18 protein-coding genes are annotated in these 17,296 nt (G+C 62.5%); 13 read left to right on the top strand and 5 right to left on the bottom strand.

Going from position 1 to position 17,296, the window contains the following annotated elements; translation table 11 throughout:
* The first annotated feature begins 59 nt into the window (after positions 1 to 59).
* Positions 60 to 1,622, top strand: coding sequence for a signal recognition particle protein (ffh, locus tag CYJ17_RS05420; RefSeq protein WP_087071003.1), 1,563 nt, complete (start codon positions 60 to 62; stop codon positions 1,620 to 1,622).
* Positions 1,623 to 1,684: 62 nt separating this feature from the next.
* Here the strand turns inward: ffh and CYJ17_RS05425 are convergent, their stop codons facing one another.
* Complete coding sequence (locus CYJ17_RS05425) at positions 1,685 to 2,761, bottom strand: cation diffusion facilitator family transporter (protein WP_101595133.1); 1,077 nt, start codon at positions 2,759 to 2,761, stop codon at positions 1,685 to 1,687.
* Positions 2,762 to 3,082: 321 nt separating this feature from the next.
* On the opposite strand from CYJ17_RS05425, the gene rpsP reads away from it, so the two are divergent.
* From rpsP to CYJ17_RS05485, 12 genes are all read left to right on the top strand, one after another.
* Entirely contained in the window at positions 3,083 to 3,562 is a 480-nt protein-coding gene (gene rpsP / locus CYJ17_RS05430) for a 30S ribosomal protein S16 (protein WP_026428524.1), read from the top strand.
* A complete protein-coding gene (locus tag CYJ17_RS05435; RefSeq protein WP_026428525.1) occupies positions 3,562 to 3,801 on the top strand; it encodes an RNA-binding protein in 240 nt (79 codons plus the stop codon). The genes rpsP and CYJ17_RS05435 overlap by 1 nt, the downstream gene beginning before the upstream one ends.
* A gap of 100 nt (positions 3,802 to 3,901) precedes the next feature.
* Positions 3,902 to 4,561, top strand: coding sequence for a ribosome maturation factor RimM (rimM, locus tag CYJ17_RS05440; RefSeq protein ID WP_087071001.1), 660 nt, complete (start codon positions 3,902 to 3,904; stop codon positions 4,559 to 4,561).
* Positions 4,561 to 6,003, top strand: a complete 1,443-nt coding sequence (trmD, locus tag CYJ17_RS05445) for a tRNA (guanosine(37)-N1)-methyltransferase TrmD (protein WP_087071000.1) — start codon at positions 4,561 to 4,563, stop codon at positions 6,001 to 6,003. Before rimM ends, trmD begins: the two co-directional genes overlap by 1 nt.
* A 120-nt stretch (positions 6,004 to 6,123) precedes the next feature.
* Positions 6,124 to 6,477, top strand: a complete 354-nt coding sequence (gene rplS, locus CYJ17_RS05450; protein WP_016442470.1) for a 50S ribosomal protein L19 — start codon at positions 6,124 to 6,126, stop codon at positions 6,475 to 6,477.
* Positions 6,478 to 6,990: 513 nt separating this feature from the next.
* On the top strand, positions 6,991 to 8,310 hold the full coding sequence (gene lepB, locus CYJ17_RS05455; RefSeq protein ID WP_159455025.1) for a signal peptidase I: 1,320 nt from the start codon (positions 6,991 to 6,993) through the stop codon (positions 8,308 to 8,310).
* A gap of 5 nt (positions 8,311 to 8,315) precedes the next feature.
* A complete protein-coding gene (locus CYJ17_RS05460) occupies positions 8,316 to 8,993 on the top strand; it encodes a ribonuclease HII (protein ID WP_087070998.1) in 678 nt (225 codons plus the stop codon).
* The gene (locus CYJ17_RS05465; RefSeq protein WP_026428528.1) at positions 8,993 to 9,316 is read left to right on the top strand and encodes a DUF2469 domain-containing protein; all 324 of its coding nucleotides are present in this window, start codon (positions 8,993 to 8,995) and stop codon (positions 9,314 to 9,316) included. Before CYJ17_RS05460 ends, CYJ17_RS05465 begins: the two co-directional genes overlap by 1 nt.
* A gap of 128 nt (positions 9,317 to 9,444) precedes the next feature.
* Complete coding sequence (locus tag CYJ17_RS05470; RefSeq protein WP_087070997.1) at positions 9,445 to 9,870, top strand: YraN family protein; 426 nt, start codon at positions 9,445 to 9,447, stop codon at positions 9,868 to 9,870.
* A complete protein-coding gene (locus CYJ17_RS05475; RefSeq protein WP_087070996.1) occupies positions 9,867 to 11,387 on the top strand; it encodes a YifB family Mg chelatase-like AAA ATPase in 1,521 nt (506 codons plus the stop codon). The genes CYJ17_RS05470 and CYJ17_RS05475 overlap by 4 nt, the downstream gene beginning before the upstream one ends.
* The gene (gene dprA / locus CYJ17_RS05480; RefSeq protein ID WP_087070995.1) at positions 11,374 to 12,807 is read left to right on the top strand and encodes a DNA-processing protein DprA; all 1,434 of its coding nucleotides are present in this window, start codon (positions 11,374 to 11,376) and stop codon (positions 12,805 to 12,807) included. Before CYJ17_RS05475 ends, dprA begins: the two co-directional genes overlap by 14 nt.
* A gap of 21 nt (positions 12,808 to 12,828) precedes the next feature.
* Positions 12,829 to 13,764, top strand: coding sequence for a tyrosine recombinase XerC (locus tag CYJ17_RS05485; RefSeq protein WP_087070994.1), 936 nt, complete (start codon positions 12,829 to 12,831; stop codon positions 13,762 to 13,764).
* Positions 13,765 to 13,838: 74 nt separating this feature from the next.
* Here the strand turns inward: CYJ17_RS05485 and CYJ17_RS05490 are convergent, their stop codons facing one another.
* From CYJ17_RS05490 to CYJ17_RS05505, 4 genes are all read right to left on the bottom strand, one after another.
* Positions 13,839 to 14,579: a M23 family metallopeptidase gene (locus tag CYJ17_RS05490; protein WP_234984523.1), complete on the bottom strand. Its 741-nt coding sequence runs from the start codon at positions 14,577 to 14,579 to the stop codon at positions 13,839 to 13,841.
* Positions 14,580 to 14,709: 130 nt separating this feature from the next.
* Positions 14,710 to 15,816: a ribosome small subunit-dependent GTPase A gene (gene rsgA, locus CYJ17_RS05495; protein WP_101595130.1), complete on the bottom strand. Its 1,107-nt coding sequence runs from the start codon at positions 15,814 to 15,816 to the stop codon at positions 14,710 to 14,712.
* Positions 15,813 to 16,565: an ABC transporter gene (locus tag CYJ17_RS05500; protein ID WP_101595126.1), complete on the bottom strand. Its 753-nt coding sequence runs from the start codon at positions 16,563 to 16,565 to the stop codon at positions 15,813 to 15,815. Before CYJ17_RS05500 ends, rsgA begins: the two co-directional genes overlap by 4 nt.
* The gene (locus CYJ17_RS05505; protein ID WP_087071206.1) at positions 16,565 to 17,293 is read right to left on the bottom strand and encodes a multidrug ABC transporter permease; all 729 of its coding nucleotides are present in this window, start codon (positions 17,291 to 17,293) and stop codon (positions 16,565 to 16,567) included. Before CYJ17_RS05505 ends, CYJ17_RS05500 begins: the two co-directional genes overlap by 1 nt.
* Between the last annotated feature and the right edge of the window lie 3 nt (positions 17,294 to 17,296).

Here is a 17,296-nt window from a genome sequence, read left to right on the forward strand (position 1 = left end):
ATGCGCGCCCGCGCCCCCTGCTTTACAATGGAACGAGTTTTTGACGCGAAGGCTGGCCAGTGTTTAATAATCTTTCCGACCGGATTTCCGGTGCATTCAAGAATCTGCGCTCCAAGGGTGTTCTCACCCAGGCGGATGTAGAAACCACCATTAGCGAGATTCGGCGTGCCCTCTTGGACGCCGACGTCGCGCTTCCCGTGGTGCGCGAATTCACCGCCGCGGTGCGCGAACGCGCCACCGGTGCGGTGCGCTCCCAGGCCCTCAACCCGTCCCAGCAGATCGTCAAAATTGTTAATGACGAACTCATCGAGATTCTCGGCGGGGAAACTCGGGAACTGAATTTTGCGCAGGGGCGGCCCACCGTGGTCATGCTCGCCGGCCTCCAGGGCGCGGGTAAAACCACGCTGGCTGGTAAGCTCGGGCGTTGGTTCGCCCGCGGGGGCCGCAAGGCGCTTCTCGTGGCCTCCGATTTGCAGCGCCCCAACGCCGTGCAACAGCTCCAGGTCGTGGGTGAACGCGCCGGGGTGGATGTATGGGCTCCCGAACCCGGTAACGGGGTGGGTGACCCCATCCAGGTGGCCGCCAGTGGCGTGGACTACGCCGCCGCGAACGGCTACGGCGCCGTCGTGGTGGACACCGCCGGGCGTTTGGGTATCGACGAGGTCCTCATGCAGCAGGCCGCCGATATCCGGGCCGCCGTCAATCCCGACGAAGTACTCTTCGTTATCGATGCCATGATCGGCCAGGACGCGGTTGCCACCGCGAAGGCCTTCCAAGATGGCGTTGGCTTCACCGGCGTGGTTATCACCAAGCTCGATGGCGATACCCGCGGCGGCGCGGCGCTCTCGGTGCGCGGCGTGACCGGCAAACCGATTCTCTTCGCCTCCACCGGTGAAAAACTGGAAGATTTCGAACGCTTCCACGCCGACCGCATGGCTTCCCGCATCCTCGATATGGGCGATATTCTCTCCCTTATCGAACGGGCCGAAGCCACCTGGACGCAAGAACAGCAGCGCGAACTCTCGGAGAAAATGAGCGAGGGGTCCTTCGACCTCAATGACTTCCTCGTGCAAATGAATCAAATCAAGCGGATGGGTTCCCTCAAGAAACTCATGGGGATGCTGCCCGGAATGGGGCAGTACCGCGAAGCCCTCGAGCAGTGGGACGAATCCTCGATGGGGCGCGTGGAGGCCATTATCCAATCCATGACGCCCGCCGAGCGCCGTACCCCGAAAATCCTCAACGGTTCGCGCCGTCAGCGCATCGCTCGCGGTTCGGGGACCACCGTCCAGGAAGTCAATCAGCTGGTGCAGCGCTTTGAGGGTGCTGCGAAAATGATGACGCAGATGAGTCGCGGGGGCGGGATGCCGGGAATGCCCGGCATGCCCGGCGTTGGCGGGGGCTCACGCAAACAGAAACGCGCGAAGAAGAACGTTTCGGGCGGCAAGAAGGGGCGTTCGGGGAATCCGGCGAAACGCGCCCGCCAGGAAGCCGAAGCAGCGGCGGCACGGCAGCGTGCCGAACAGGGCTCGGCCTTCGGCAAGGGAGCTCAGCTTCCCGGCGCTGCTCAAGCGGGGCCCGATATGGCAAGTATGGAAGAGCTCAAGCGCTTCCTTAAATAACGACGACGACGGCGCAGCGGGCAGGAGGAATCTTGCCCGCTACGTTGTTCTTGGCCACGTGGTTATTTCTGGGAGGGAGCGGCGTCGTCGTTCTTCCCCGTGGTTAAAGCCTCCACCACGATATCCGGCACCGCATCAGAAATACCGCCCAACGGCACGTAACCTTCCGGAATGTCCTCGTAGGAACGCGGGTCTTCCAAGGGCTCCACGTGGATGAGGGCACGCAGATGGGGCACGGCGGCGCGTAATTCCTCCGCGATATCCTCGGCGAGTTCGTGGCCCTCGCGCACCGTCCAGGTGGAGGGCACCAGCAGATCAAAATTACAAAACGATTCACGCCCCGCCACCCGGGTTTGCAGACCGTGGAAACGCACCTCGCGGCGGGTATGCGAACGGAGAATCGCTACGATTTTTTCGGTATCCGGGTCGGGAAGGGCTGCGTCCATGAGGCCCGCCAGCGACTCACGCAGCAGCTTTACCCCGGTGAGCAGGATATTGGCCGCGACCAGGATAGCGACGATGGGATCGAGAAGAGGCTGATCGGTTAGCGCCACCAGCCCCACACCCACGATCACCCCGGCGGAGGTGATCACGTCGGTCAGGAGATGTTTGCCGTCGGCGCGCAGGGTGGGGGAACGGTGCTTCGCACCGGCGCGCAGCAGGATGGCGCCGACAAGCCCATTGACCAGTGACGCGAGCGCCACGATGCCCAGCCCCCATCCCAGGTCCGAGAGCGGCTGGGGGTGAATAATGCGATCAACTGCGGAAAAAATAATAAAACCGGCCGCCGCGAAAATCATCGCGCCTTCCACGGCGGAAGAAAAATATTCAGCCTTCGAGCGCCCGTAGGTATAGCGCTCATTGGCGGGTTTCGCAGCCGCGGAAAGAGCCAGCACAGCAACGACAGCCGCTGCCAGATTGACCAGCGATTCCGAGGCGTCGGAGAGGAGACCCACCGAACCCGTGAGCCAGTAGCCGGCCGCTTTGAGCGCAATGGTGATGAGGGCTGCCGCAACGGAGAGCCAGGCATAGCGCACCAGTTTTGAGGTAGGAGCGGCTGCGGTGGCGGGGGAGTCCACGGCGGCGACGGTGCCCGCAGGCGCGGCGGCAGGAGAGACGGTGGTATTCACGCCTCCCATCTTGCCAGGCACCGTGGGGCTTGTCAGGTTCAAACGGTGGGACGGTGGGACGGTGGGATGGTGGGATGGAGCGATGGTGAGACGGTGGGCTCGAACCGCGGCTATAGCGGCATCGCCCCGTCGTGGCGGCGTAAGTGATCTCACCGAACGTCCGCACATTGCCGGTTCCCTCCGCCAGGAAATTCTGGCAGAATAGCTAGATGTACTTGGAAGATGCCGGGTCCCTCTCAACCCGGTGTCATCTGTGTTCACGGGTTGCACGGTGCGCGTCCCCCAACCGGCCGGGTAACCCACCCCAATGAGAAAGGATTGACCACAAAAGTGGCAGTCAAAATTCGTTTGAAGCGCATGGGTAAGATCCGTGCGGCCCAGTACCGTATCGTCGTGGCGGATTCGCGTGTCAAGCGCGATGGCAAGGTTATTGAGGAAATCGGCTACTACGATCCCAATACCCAGCCTTCCACCATCCGCATTGATTCTGATCGGGCCCAGTACTGGCTCGGTGTGGGTGCTCAGCCCACTGAAGCCGTGCTCGCGCAGCTCAAGGTGACCGGTGACTGGCAGAAGTTCAAGGGATACAAGGATGGCCAGGAAGGCCGCCTGCGTGTTCCGGAAACTGTGAACGCTGAAGAAGCGCGCGCCGCAGCGGTCAAGAAGGTCCAGGACGACGCCGAAAAGCGCCGTGCTGCCGCTGCCGAAGCGAAGGCGAAGGCCGAAGCGGAAGCCGCGGCTGCTGCCGCCGCTGAAGCTGGGGAAGCCGAAGCCGGCGACGCTACCGAAGCGGAAACTGAGGAAGCCTAATGCTGACGGACGCTCTGGAACACCTGGTCAAGGGAATTGTTGATTACCCGGATGATGTCAAGGTCTCGGCATCACGTAATCGTCGTGGCGAACTTCTGGAAGTTCGGGTGAACCCTGACGATCTCGGTCGGGTGATCGGCCGTGGCGGGCGTACCGCCAAGGCTCTGCGTACCGTCGTCAACGCGCTTTCGGACGAAGGCTCCGTGCGCGTGGACGTTATCGAAACGGATCGTAACTAACGTAGCGGCATACCGGCCCTCAACCTTTCGGGGTTGCGGGCCGGTTTTGTATGAGCCACCACCGTTGCCCGCCGTGTGCGGGAGCTGAAAGAAGGACACGATGCAACTGACGGTAGCTATTATCGGGGCACCGCACGGACTCAAAGGGGAAGTCCGCCTGGATGTGCGCACGGATTCACCTGCACGCCGCCTCGCGGTCAGGGCCCAGCTAGAAACCGATCCTGCCGATTTCGGGCCACTCACCATCACCCGCACCCGCGAATACCGGGGAGTCACCTACGCGCTCTTCGCTGAATCAACCACCCGTGATACCGCCGAAGCACTGCGCGGGGTACGACTCATCGTGGAAACCGATGAAGATGAGCCCGAAGAAGACGCCTATTACGCCCACGAGCTACGAGGTCTGGAAGTACTCGACCCGGAAGGCTACGAGCTCGGAATTATCACCGGCTTGGAGAACGGCCCCGCCCAGGATGTCTTGGTGGTGCGTGAGCCTGATGGCCGCATTGCCCGCGTTCCCTTCGTACGTGAGATTGTGACCGCCGTGGATCTGGACGACCATTGCGTCGTCGTGGATGCCCCGGCCGGGCTTTTCTCCGATGACGACATGATCGTGGTGGAAGGTGATGACCTAGCCGGTGCCCTCAGTGCCGCGGGGGAAAGTGGCCTGGGGAAAAGCGGCGAAGGCGAAAGCGGCGCGGAGCAAAGCACTTCCGAAGCGAATACTACGGAGGAAGACGGCGCGGAGGAAGCTGAGTAATGGCGGGCTTGCGTATTGACCTTGTCTCGGTTTTCCCGGAATTCTTCGATGTTCTTGATTTGTCACTGGTGGGCAAGGCGCGCCGTCGCGACGTCGTCGATATTCGCACCCACAATCTGCGCGACTGGACCAGCGACGTCCACCGCACCGTGGACGATACCCCCATCGGGGGCGGGGCGGGCATGGTTATGAAACCGGATGTCTGGGGCCGTGCGCTCGATGACCTTATCGGTCCGAGCGCCCCGGAAACAATCACCCTTGCTATTCCCACCCCCTCCGGGCGGCCCCTCACCCAGCGCCTCGTGGAAGACCTGGCAACCCGGGAACGTATCATTATCGCCTGCGGGCGCTACGAGGGAATCGATGCGCGGGTAGCTGAACATTACCGCGGGCACGGGGTGCGCGTGGAGGAGTTTTCCCTCGGGGACTATGTCCTCAACGGTGGGGAAGTGGCGGCAGTGGCTCTCGTGGAGGCCGTTACCCGTCTCATTCCCGGCATGGTGGGTAACCCGGAGTCCCTCGTGGAAGAATCGCACGGTGCGGCAGGTTTGCTCGAATACCGTGTCTACACCCGCCCCGTTAGCTGGCGAGAGCTCGAGGTACCCGCGGTGCTGCTGGGCGGTAACCACGGGGCGGTGGCGCGTTACCGGCGCGACGAAGCTATCGCGCGCACCGCTGCGCGCCGTCCCGATATGATCGCGGAGCTGAATACCTCGCAGCTGGACAAACACGACCGGCCGGCGCTCGCGGCGGCGGGCTATGTATGGCGCACCAGTGACGCACACCCGGTGGCGGTGGATACTGAGGTTCTGGGTGCTGCTGGCGCCGTCGTTTCCGGCGACGGGGCGCGACGGCGCACCGCAACCGAGCTGGCTGAGCTGGCCACCCGCACCTTCCCCGATGCATGCCCGCGTTACCTCAGCGAAGCGGATATCGCCGCTTTCGTGGCCGAGAATCTTTCCGTCGCAGCTTTCGAGAATTATCTTGCCGACCCGCACTGGATGGCGGTGGTGGTACGTGCCGCCAGCGGAGAGTCGCGCGGGGAATTGCTGGGGTACAGTCTTACCTTGCTGCCCGATAGTGTGGTGGGAATGGGGGGCGACGACGTGGCCGGGCGTGAGGACGGTGCGCCATTCACGCACCTTCCGGATCGGGACGGCCCGTTGCTTGAGCTCTCTAAGTTCTATGTGGAGCGCAGCTGGCACGGCAGCGGGGTAGCGGATCTGCTCTGGCGGGCAACGGTGGAGGCCTGCCGGGCCCGAATCTCGGACGCCGATTCAGCGCCAGCACCCTACCTGTGGCTCGGAACGAATAAAGACAATCGGCGCGCTCAACGCTTCTACAAACGCTGCGGCTTCCGAAAAGTAACAACCCGAGAATTCCAGGTGGGTGAGGTAGTCAACTCCGATCTTATTTTTGCCTGTCCGCTGACTGTGGCATAATAGTGGAGTTTCCTCGCTTTCATAATGCGCTGAGCCTGCCGCAGGGGGTCGCGCATCGGCGAGATCTTAACCGATAACAGCGCCCCTGGCCTGCGTGCAGAGGCGGAAAGTGAATGAATAATGCAGACTCTTGATGTAGTTGATGCTTCGCGTTTGCGCGACGATATCCCCGATTTCCGCGCCGGTGACACCGTGCGTGTGAACGTGCGCGTGGTGGAAGGTAACCGCACCCGTACCCAGGCGTTCCAGGGTGTTGTTATCGCCCGCCAGGGTGACGGCCTGCGCGCCACCTTCGATGTCCGCAAGATTTCCTTCGGGGTGGGCGTGGAACGTAAGTTCCCGGTGCATTCGCCTTCCATCGAATCAATCGAAGTGATTACCCGCGGTCGGGTGCGTCGCGCCAAGCTGTACTACCTGCGTGATCGCCACGGTAAGGCAGCGAAGATTCGCGAACGTCGCACCGATTCCAAGTAAGGAACGGTACGAACTTCTCGTTCACATATGGACCCGCATCTCGGTGCGGGTCCATTTTTCTACCCAAGCTGGTCCTGGTTACTAACCCACGATAGCCGCCAATTACCCACGGTAACCGCCAATTTCTCCCGGTATCCGCCACTAACCGGCGACAACCGATAAGTCGGGGTTGCACCCCACGTGTCCAATGAGCCTCAATCGTGAGCGAGGGCTGGAGCATTCCTGGAGCCTGGCCGAAATAGCGTGGCGCGACGGCGCGGATAACCTTAGGTACGCTCAAGCGCGCTGGTAGCATGGAATACGCATATCTTTTATCTATTTCAGGCGGAGGGGCGTATGGGCGAGGGCACGTCAGGCGGGTCACGGGCATCGGAGGATGCCTCGCGGTGGCCAGCAGGGCGGACCCACCGGAGCCAGGCTCGCGGCCGCCGGGCCGCTACCCCTACCTCCACCCCTACCCCACCTGAGCTGCCGGAGCCGTACGCGGCCCCGGCGTTCCTCGAACCTTCAGTGGTGCCGGATGCAGATAATCTCCCGGATCTCGACGAGCTATTCGATTCAGAGGACTCGTCCGATGCGGAAGCCACTCCCGCCGCTGCCCCCATTGCTCCTGTTGCCGTTCCCGTCGCTTTCACCGGAGCTCCTGCCACTCCCGCAGCAGCTGCTTCCGCCGCGACCCCCGCAACGGGGCATACCTCAGCAACACCAGCACCAGGGCCAGATTCCGAGCCAGCGCCTTGCCCGCCCACACCACTGGAGTCCAACGGAGCAAAAAACGTGTCGGAGGGGCCGGCTAAGATAAATTCAGCTGAAGCCCGGTTACGGCTGACGCTCACGGAGCAGCTCTCCAACGCGGATGAAGGCCTCTATGCCGAAGCTTTGCGAGATGATCTGGCCCGGGCGGAAGCACATGTCAATCACGGAGGAGTCACCATGAATACAACGGACGGTCAGTCCTCCGCTGCCAATATGGAGCAGCCGCCCTCGTATCCTCCCGAGGTTGCCCCGGTGCGCCCCGAGGCGGAAACCCGGGAAGCCCCCGTGCGTAATTCACGTTTGCGCAGCGTAGTGGAGATGGCACTGACTGTCGCCGTCGTTCTTCTGGTCTCCGTTATTATCAAAACCTTCTTTATTCAAGCTTTTAACGTGCCGTCCGGTTCCATGGAAACCACGCTGAGTACCGGGGATAAGTTCTTCGTCAACCGCATGGTGACCGATAATGAGGACTTACGCCGCGGCGATATCGTGGTCTTTGTGGACCCGGGCGGCTGGCTGGATGATGTGGAAGAAAACCGCTCCTGGATTGCCCAAACCGGCACTCGTATCCTGCAAGGCATCGGGCTTCTTCCGGCGGATTCTGGCCACTACCTGGTGAAACGAATTATCGCAAAGGGTGGGGATACCGTCAGTTGCTGCGGAGAAGATGGCCGTTTGCAGGTGAACGGCGTGCCGATCACGGAGGAATATCTCAATTACGGGGTTTCACCCTCCTTGCAGAAATTTGAAGTGAAGGTCCCGGAAGGCTACCTGTGGATGATGGGGGATAACCGCGCAAATTCGAAGGACTCGCGGTGGCATCAGCGTGAATCCGGAAACGGATTCGTGCCGGTAGATAACGTGGTGGGCCGGGCCTGGTACGTTTTTGCTCCGTGGAGCCGCCACGGGCGCCTACCTGATATGAGCCACGTTTTCGCCGGTGTTCCCGAACCTGCCGCGCCCGCGAGTGTGCGGCTTGTGCTGCCGGAGAACCCCGTTGATCCGCGCTCCTTATACGCGGCCACGGCAGCCCAGCCGGGGCTGCCTAGCGCCACGCTCTCCGGGCAGGGCAGGTAGCACGCGTGCAGGAACCTGATCGTACAGTTGAAAAAGAACTGTTAGCTCGGCTCGAGGAACGCGGCGGGCGTATTCTCGCCGCCGTGGATGAAGTGGGTCGCGGTGCTATCGCAGGGCCGGTCTGCGTGGGTATTGCTCTCCTGGACAGAAATACTCCGGATGCTTTCCCGCCCGGATTACGCGATTCGAAAATGCTGAGCGCGCACCGCCGCGAAACGATCTACCAGGCAGCCCGCGACTGGCCGCTCGCGGTTGCGGTAGGAAGCGCCCCCGCCAGCGTTATCGATCAGGTCGGAATTATTGAAGCCTTGCGCTGCGCCGCCGCGGACGCCCTCACCCAGCTGGAAAAAGAAGGACTGCGCCCCGATGCCGTTCTTCTTGACGGAAAGCACAATTGGTGGGCCCAGGATTCCCTTTTCGATGCCGAACCGACCGTTCCGCAACTTCCGGTCACCACCGTGATTAAAGGGGATGCTTCCTGCGCCGGGGTTGCCGCGGCGTCCGTCGTCGCTAAAGTTGAACGAGACCGCTATATGGAGGCGCTCGCGAAAGAATTTCCCGATTACGATTGGGAACATAACAAAGGGTACGGTACGCCCTCCCACCTCGAAGCTATCGCGCAGGTGGGGCCGAGCCCGTATCATCGAATGTCGTGGCATTTGCCCGCGGTAAGGAGTGAATAATGAGCGAGATTGACGGCTACGAAGCCGAACTGGAACTCGCGTTATATCGCGAGTACCGCGATGTTGTGAAGATTTTTCGGTACGTGGTGGAAACCGAACGGCGTTTCTACCTCGCCAACGACGTAGACGTGAAAGTGCGATCGTCCACCGCCGGCGACGTATTCTTCGAAGTGAATCTCACCGATGCGTGGGTGTGGGATATCTACCGCACTTCCCGGTTCATCCGCTCGGTACGCGTGGTGACCTTCAAAGATGTCAATATTGAAGAGCTCAACCAAACCGATATTACCCGCGAACTCGATCTGCCCGGCTCCTCTCTTTAATTGGGGGCTGTTGCGTTGTGAGTTCGACGGGCGCTCGCTTTTATCCACAGGTTTCTGAAACGACGACGCTATCCCCAGCCACGCACCCCTCGAGCCACCATCGGTAATTTCCGCGCCACACTAGGGGCATGTACCAGTGTGAAACTTTGCATGCCAGCATCGCCCGCAGCGAGCTTGCCCCGCTTCCCGCTTCCGCCACCACCAGGGAGCTAGGGGAGTGGGGAGAAAGCGTGGCCGCCGCATATGTGCGGGAGCACGGCTACCAGGTGCTGGCCCAAAATTGGAGATGCCGGCGCGGGGAAATTGACCTGATATGCCGCGAAGAACCCAGCGGGGCTTTAGTTGCGGTTGAGGTGAAAACCCGGCGCGGGCACAATACAGTGCCGGCACCGCTGGCCGTCAGCCTCGAAAAGTATCGCCGCCTCCGCTGCCTCCTGGCGCAGTGGCTCCACGCTGATGGCGCGCACTACCCTGATCTCGCGGTGGATATCGTGGCCGTCACCGTGCCCACCTCCGGTCCCGTTACCATCGAGCATCTGCGGAATGCCTCATGATCGGCACCTCCCATACCGTCTCGATACTCGGGGTCCAGGGCCTGCCCATCCGGGTGGAAGTAGCGATCCTTTCAGGCCTGCCGAATTTCACGATTGTGGGCCTACCCGATGCGGCGGTGAGCGAATCACGCGAACGCATCCGGGCCGCTTTCGCCGCAGCCCGAATCGCCTTCCCGGCCGGGCGCGTCACCGTCAATCTATCTCCGGCAGATACCCCGAAAGTCGGCACCGCTTTTGATGTGGCAATTGCTGCCGCCATCCTCGCTGCACAAGCCCACACCCACCTGCCACCCGGCACTGTGTTCCTGGGTGAATTAGGCCTGGACGGATCGGTACGCCCGGTGCGAGGAGTATTACCGTGCGTGCTGGGCGCCGCCCACCACGGCTTCCGGCACGCCATCGTTCCCCACGGTTGCGGAACCGAAGCTGCACTCGCCCAGATCCAGGTGGGAGAAATCTGGCATATCACCCAGATCGCCCAGCGCCTGGGAGCGGCCAGTGACCCGGTGCCACCGCCGCCACCTGTGCCGGTATCCCAGCCCCGCACCAGCACTGATATGGGCGACCTCTCAGAGGTACGGGGCCAATACCTGGCCCGCCACGCCTTGGAAATAGCAGCCGCGGGAAGCCACCATCTCCTCATGATCGGGGCACCAGGAGTGGGTAAATCTATGCTCGCCACCCGCCTACCGGGAATCATGCCGCCTCTCACTCGTGCCCAAGCGGTAGAAAGTGCCAGTATTCGCTCCATTGTGGGGCAATTCGAGGAAATCACCACCCGGCCTCCCTACGTGGCGCCCCATCATACGTCGAGTGCCACCGCGTTGGTGGGAGGCGGAAGCCGGCCCCGCCCCGGCGCTATCTCCCTCGCGCACCACGGCGTACTTTTCCTCGATGAACTTCCCGAATTCACTACCCGGGCTATCCAATCTTTACGCGAACCCATGGAATCGGGAGAAGTGCATATTCACCGCGCCCAAGGCTCGGTATGCTTCCCGGCTCGTTTCCAACTGGTAGCAGCAGGAAACCCGTGCCGGTGCGGCAGGCTACTAGATTCCCCAACCTCCTGCACCTGTTCGGGAGCGGACCGCGCCCACTACCAGCATCGCATCGGAGGTCCGCTGCGGGATCGCATCGATCTCATGGTGAATCTGCCCAGGCCGAGCCGGGCGGAATTAGCCGCGGGCAATAGCGGCGATAGCAGCGAAACGGTTGCCGCGCGGGTGCGCGAAGCACGCGAACGCCAACACCACCGCTTCCGGAGTGAAACCTGGGACGTGAACGCCGCTATCCCAGGCACCTGGCTCCGGGCCCACACTCAGCTAGCAGCTAGCTCAAGCGCGAGTCTGAGTGAGGCCCTCACCCGTGGACTCATCAGCATGCGAGCCGCGGATAAAATCCTGCGAGTTGCCTGGACCCTCGCAGACCTAGCCGGCCATACACAACCCACCACCGACGACGTTGCCGGGGCGTTCGCCCTGCGCGGGAAAGGAAATTCTGGCTATGACGGAGGATAAAACATCCCGGACCAGCAGCGAAATAACGGGAGCTGCCGGCGCGAGAGACACCGCCGCGGAAACTGCCGGCACGGGAGCGGCCTACCCGGGAACTACCGGAACAGGAGCGGCTCACCCGGGAACTGCCGGAACAGGAGCGGCTCACCCGGAAACCGCCGGCATGAAAAACACAAGCACGGAAGAAGAAACCGCAGCAATGGCATGGACACGCTTGGCCGAAGGGGAGGACTACCACGCCGTTGCACTCACCGACAATCTCGGTTACGCCGGAGCGCTTGCCTGGCTCGAGGAAGCACGAGCGGGCGCCCCAGTTCCTGAACCGCTACGCGCGGCAGCTACCCGCTGGGGCGCCCGGTACGATGCACAGGGCTTTGCGCGTGACCGCGAACTGCTCAACCGAGGCTATGGGTTTACCTACCCGGGTAGCCCCACCTGGCCGCAATCCTTAGCGCAGCTCGGGGAACAACGCCCGCTGGGGCTGTGGTGGAAAGGAAATATTGCGGCACTGGATCGCCCCGCGCTCGCGATGGTGGGCTCGCGCGCCGCTACCGACTATGGCGAAAAGATCGCCACCGATTTTAGTTACGAGCTGGCCGAACGCGGTGCTCTTATCGTTTCCGGGGGAGCCATGGGTATTGATGCGGCCGCCCACCGTGGCGCCGTGCTAGCGAATGCTCCGACCGCGGTGGTGTTCGCCAGCGGGATCAACCGCCCCTATCCCAAAGTCCACCAGGAACTTTTCGCGCGGATTCTTGATACCGGCGGGCTCGCCCTATCCGAAACTGCACCGGGAAATGCTCCCCACCGGCACCGTTTCCTGGCCCGAAACCGAATCATTGCGGGCCTATCGCAAGCCGTTGTTGTTATTGAAGCTCCCTACAGGTCGGGCGCCATTAACACCGCGGGGCACGCCCATACCTACGGCATCCCGGTCGGGGCAGTACCCGGCTCAATTTACGCCATGTGTTCAACGGGCTGTCACCGGCTGCTGCGGGAAGGAGCAGTGTGCATTACCCGGGTGGAAGATATCGTGGAAATACTCGGCTTTAGCGCCGGCCAGCAACTCCTCCACGTCAATCGCACTCGGACTGCGGCGCAGGGAAACGGGGCGGCTCATGACCGTAGCGGAGCCGCAAGCCGGACGGTCACTCGTGCCCTTGCCAGCGGGGTGCAATTAGGGCTCGGGCTTGCCGTCACCGATCCGCTTGCCGGGGATCCGCGGGCGGTGCGGGTGCGAGATGCACTGCCGGCTCGTAATTACCAGCCGCTGGATAAAATAGCGCAGACCGCGGGAATGGGATTTGCTGAGGTGATGGCGGCCCTCGGGAAACTTGAGGTAGCAGGAATCGCGGAAAGTCGAGGAGGGAAGTGGCGCCTGACTCCCCAGGCTCGGGAGGCGAGCCGGCACCGGTCCTCCTAAGACTGGCATAAACTGGGAAACATGCGAGTAGCAGATATCTTGGAACGTTATGAGCGAGAATTGCGGCTGCGCCGCGGATACTCCGAACATACGATCCGCGCCTATCTGCACGAGGTTCTCTCCCTCCTCACTTTTCTCCACGAGCTATCCACCGGAAAAAAAGCGGGAGATGAGGACTTATCCGAGCTGGATATTGACCTCGAACACCTGGATCTCGCTGATCTGCGCGCCTGGCTAGCCCATTCGCGCGAACACGGTAGCGCTTTGGCCTCGATGGCCCGGCAATCGGCCGCGATACGAACTTTTAGTTCCTGGGCATACCGGTGCGGTTATACCGCGTCGGATGCGGCAGCGCGGCTGAAATCACCTCGGGTCACCAACGAGCTCCCGCATGTTCTCAACGAGCACCAGGCCCAACAATTGCTCAATAACGCGAAAAGCCACGCGGTTGAGAGCGGAGAAGCTCTCGCCTACCGGGACTGGGCGGCCCTTGAGCTCATGTACGCGGCGGGTTTGCGCGTGAGCGAAGTCTGTTCCTTGGATATTGACCAGGTTCGCCCCGATCTGACGGTGCGCGTCGTCGGAAAAGGAAATAAGGAACGCGTGGTCCCGTACGGGGTGCCGGCCATGCGGGCCGTGCAAGAATACCTGCCTGCGCGTGCCGCTCTTATGAAAGAACCGACTCGGGCTCTCTTTTTGGGGGCGCAAGGTAGGCGCCTCAACCCGCGCTCGTTGCGCGACGTGGTGCACCGTGCGGCCAGCCGCGCGGGGGTGCCCGATATTACCCCCCACGATTTGCGCCATTCCGCCGCCACGCATCTTCTCAACGGCGGTTCGGATTTGCGCAGCGTCCAAGAGATCCTCGGCCACTCCTCCCTGCAAACCACGCAGCGCTACACCCACGTCAGCGCAGATAGGCTCCGTGCTGCATTCGCGCAGGCCCATCCGCGGGCCTAAGTACTCCTCACCAGAAACATCGCTGAAGCAGCACAGAAGCATCCCTGAAGTAGCACACGAGCGTCACGTGAGCGTCACGGGTACAGGCGGATCTCACGCCGGTAGAGGAGCGAGAGCGGGTCAATATAGGTTTTCCCGCGCCGTGCGCCCCAGTGCAAAACATCCCCGGGGAAGCGCCCGCCATCCTCATGGCCGGCCAGCAACGTCCCAATCACGGTCCCGGCGCTCACGGTATCCCCGCGGTGCACGCTCGGCTCCACGGGTTCATAGGTGGTGCGCAGGCCATTGGTGTGTTCAATAGAAATAACGGGGCGGTCCGCGAGCATCCCGGCATACACCACGGTGCCCGAGCCAGCCGCCAGCACCGGACTCCCCGCTGGAAGCTCCACATCGACACCGCGATGCCCGGGCAGCCAATTCTGCTTGGGCGGATCAAAGGGCCGGGTCACCACCGGCGCGCTACCGGTAGGGGAGTGGAAGCCAGTGGCGTGGGGCCGCGCTGCCTTCGTATGGGCTACATTTTCAGCGTCCGCCATGGGGGTGGACGTAAGCGGTTTTTCCGGCTCGCTATCCGTTGTCGAGGTTGCGGCCGGCGCGGGGGTATTATCCGACGACGCCGCCACCGTGCCAGATGCCGATTCTGAAATAAGGCTCGCCACCAGGGTGAGAGCCGCGCCGGCCGCGGCCAGGCAGCGTGCCACGATTATGCGCCCCGCACGGGAGCGGGAGCGCACCGTGGACCGGGCACGGGTACTGGTGCCCGGGCCACAGCGCGCACCGGGGAATTGAGTCGCAAAAATCCTGAGAGTCTTCATAGGGCTGAGCATGCCCTGGCTAGGACTCGCCCGCCAGAGGACCACCGCAGGCTGTGGATAGTCGATGCGTTCCAGCATCCTGTGGATAGCTCTGGCTTGTATCCGGGCGTTCGCCCGGGATTTTGCGCTGTTATCCGCGGTTTTTGCCCTTCAGGCGCATCGTTTCCCGCCGCCCGCGGGTATTCTCTTTCGAAGCGTGCCGGTCCTGGCTCCGCGCCGTTCGTGCATCGCTGCGGGAACGTAACCGCTCCGCCTCCGCCATCAACCGCAGATAGCGATCCAGCCGGTCCGCGTCCAAAGCCCCGCTCGCGCATGCCTCGCGCACCGCACACCCCGGCTCTCGCCCGTGGCTACAATTCGCGAAATGGCACGAAGCAGCCAGTTCGCGAATATCCGCGAAGGTATCCGCAATCGCCTCCGTGTCCATCGTGGCGCCTAAAGCGCGCACTCCGGGAGTGTCGATGACCGCGAAGTGTTCTCCGCAAACCAGCTGGCGCCCGGTGGTGGTGTGCCGACCCTTATGGTCGCTTTCGCGCACCGTTCCCACCGTCTGGGTGGCTCCGAGCAAGGTATTGGTGAGGGTGGATTTCCCCGCACCGGAGCGCCCCACCACCACGACCGTGCCGGAGAGGAGCTCAACGAGTCGCGCCACGTCCACAGCCGAGCGTGCATCAAGCGCAAGCACTTCTTCGCACCCATCACCCAGTTCCTGGAGATCTGCCGGGTTTGCCAGGTCCGCCTTCGTGAGCACCAGCCAGGGGCGGGCCCCGCTCGCGTGGGCCAGGGCCACGAAGCGTTCGATACGCCCGCGACTGGCTGCTGGCACCACGGGTTCCACAATGAGAACCACATCAATATTCGCGCAGATAGGTTGCTCGAGAGCGGCTCGGCCCACCGACGGGCGGGTGAGGTAGGTACGGCGCGGCAAAATGTCGAGAATATGCCCGGAATCATCCACGCCTACCCAGTCACCCACCACCGGCGGCCAGGATTCACTATCTTGGCAGTGACCTGGAATATCGAGGTCAATACGCACCGGCGCTCCGTCCGGCGCACCATGCGCAGCCCCGTCCGGCACCCCGTCCGGCGCACCGGTCTCATCAACGAGGAGCACCTCAACGGCGCCGCGATGTACCGCGGCGATCCGCCCGCCGTGCACGCGCGCGACGCCGCCAAGATTCATTTCCGCGACTTTCAGGTAGGCGGCCCAGCGTTCATCAAAACCCAGAAAACTCATACAACATCCCTCCGCATACCCGAACGCAGCCGAGCCACCGCATGGCGGGTCGCTAATACACCGATACCGGCCCAGATCGCCGCAACCGCAATATCACGGACTACCAGCCACCCGACCGGCTCAGCGATACCAGCAATGGTTCCCGAGAGGGGGACGGCATTCGCTAGTGCTGTCAGCACCGGCGGGTAGTACTCGAGAGGCACAATAACCCCGGTGAACACCGGCAGGAACGTCGCGAGTAGCGTCGCCCCCAGATACGGGTCGGGAAGATCCACCCCGACACCGGCCGCCGCCACTCCGAGCAACACTCCGCATACCAAAGCAGCCACCGCTAAGAGCGCTACGCGCCCCAGCAGCATTGCATCTTTGTCCGGGGAGAGGAGGAAGACGGCGCCGATGGCCGCACTACCGGTGGAGACCGCCAAGATACATGGGACGGTAGCCACCGCCACCCAGTACACCACGTCGAAACGACGGCGCAGGTGCACTTCCTGGAAGATCCCCAGCGCCCGGTCGGTTGCCACCGCGCTGACCACTCCGGAGGCCACCGACGTGGCCAAAGCAACCAATGCCGCGGCATAGCCGGTGCGCACCAGGTCCGGGGTTCCCACATCATTGCCGAGCACCACATCAAAAAGCACGTCGAGGAGCGGAAGCACCAGGACGGTGGTCACCGCCGTCCCCACCGTCGCAAAGGTCACTGACGAAGCCCAGGAGACCCCAATAATCGAGCGATAACGTGTCAGCATCACATCACCTCCAAGGTACCGGAGCGGGTAGCACGGCGCAGCGCCGCACGTCCCGCCACTCCCGCCGCTGCCAGCCACGTACCCAGCACGACCGCCCAGATCGCCACGTCACTCCAGGTAATAGCTTCTCCGAAGAGCAGGGAGGTGGGCATCGAGAGGGGTACGAAGAAGGAGAGATAGGCCAGCCAGGCAGGTGGCGTCGTCGTCGTAAAAAGAATCCCGGACGCTAAAAACATCGGAACCAGAAGCAGACCTTCGTAACTAATCGCGTTCGGGGTGAGCACGAAAAGCGCGGCGATGACGAAAGATACGCTCAGGTAGCCTATCCATAACAGAAGAACGCCGCACGCAAATCCCCAGGACGGTGCAGTAAAAGTGACTGAGGCGGAGCACAGAGCCCACGTCACCCAGGCCACCGGGAATGCCGCCAGTCCGAAGGAGCCAGCCGATGCCACCACCGCGGCGAGGCTCCGTAGCGCCCCAATCGGAGCGCTCACCAGGTAGACGAGGGTGCCCTTATAACGCTCGAAACCAATAATTCCGGCAGCGCAGGTGGCCGTGGTCCACATGCCGATAATCCCGGCACGCACCCACCCCTGCGTCGCGCTCATAGTCCCGAAAGCTCGGAAACTCAGGAATTGCACCAGTGCGGTGGCGAGCGTCGTCGTCACCATGAGCTGGATGAAATAGGGGACAGACACAAATTGGCGCACGTGAAAAGCGCTCATACG

This window comes from Actinotignum timonense (assembly GCF_002860685.3).
GTDB lineage: Bacteria > Actinomycetota > Actinomycetes > Actinomycetales > Actinomycetaceae > Actinotignum > Actinotignum timonense.

Bases quoted from the DNA above. Each gene is read 5' to 3' on its own strand.
- CYJ17_RS05425 (WP_101595133.1), bottom strand. From the start codon at position 2,761: ATGGGAGGCGTGAATACCACCGTCTCTCCTGCCGCCGCGCCTGCGGGC.
- CYJ17_RS05435 (WP_026428525.1), top strand. From the start codon at position 3,562: ATGCTGACGGACGCTCTGGAACACCTGGTCAAGGGAATTGTTGATTAC.
- rimM (WP_087071001.1), top strand. From the start codon at position 3,902: ATGCAACTGACGGTAGCTATTATCGGGGCACCGCACGGACTCAAAGGG.
- trmD (WP_087071000.1), top strand. From the start codon at position 4,561: ATGGCGGGCTTGCGTATTGACCTTGTCTCGGTTTTCCCGGAATTCTTC.
- rplS (WP_016442470.1), top strand. From the start codon at position 6,124: ATGCAGACTCTTGATGTAGTTGATGCTTCGCGTTTGCGCGACGATATC.
- CYJ17_RS05465 (WP_026428528.1), top strand. From the start codon at position 8,993: ATGAGCGAGATTGACGGCTACGAAGCCGAACTGGAACTCGCGTTATAT.
- CYJ17_RS05470 (WP_087070997.1), top strand. From the start codon at position 9,445: ATGTACCAGTGTGAAACTTTGCATGCCAGCATCGCCCGCAGCGAGCTT.
- CYJ17_RS05475 (WP_087070996.1), top strand. From the start codon at position 9,867: ATGATCGGCACCTCCCATACCGTCTCGATACTCGGGGTCCAGGGCCTG.
- dprA (WP_087070995.1), top strand. From the start codon at position 11,374: ATGACGGAGGATAAAACATCCCGGACCAGCAGCGAAATAACGGGAGCT.
- CYJ17_RS05485 (WP_087070994.1), top strand. From the start codon at position 12,829: ATGCGAGTAGCAGATATCTTGGAACGTTATGAGCGAGAATTGCGGCTG.
- CYJ17_RS05490 (WP_234984523.1), bottom strand. From the start codon at position 14,579: ATGAAGACTCTCAGGATTTTTGCGACTCAATTCCCCGGTGCGCGCTGT.
- rsgA (WP_101595130.1), bottom strand. From the start codon at position 15,816: ATGAGTTTTCTGGGTTTTGATGAACGCTGGGCCGCCTACCTGAAAGTC.
- CYJ17_RS05500 (WP_101595126.1), bottom strand. From the start codon at position 16,565: ATGCTGACACGTTATCGCTCGATTATTGGGGTCTCCTGGGCTTCGTCA.
- CYJ17_RS05505 (WP_087071206.1), bottom strand. From the start codon at position 17,293: ATGAGCGCTTTTCACGTGCGCCAATTTGTGTCTGTCCCCTATTTCATC.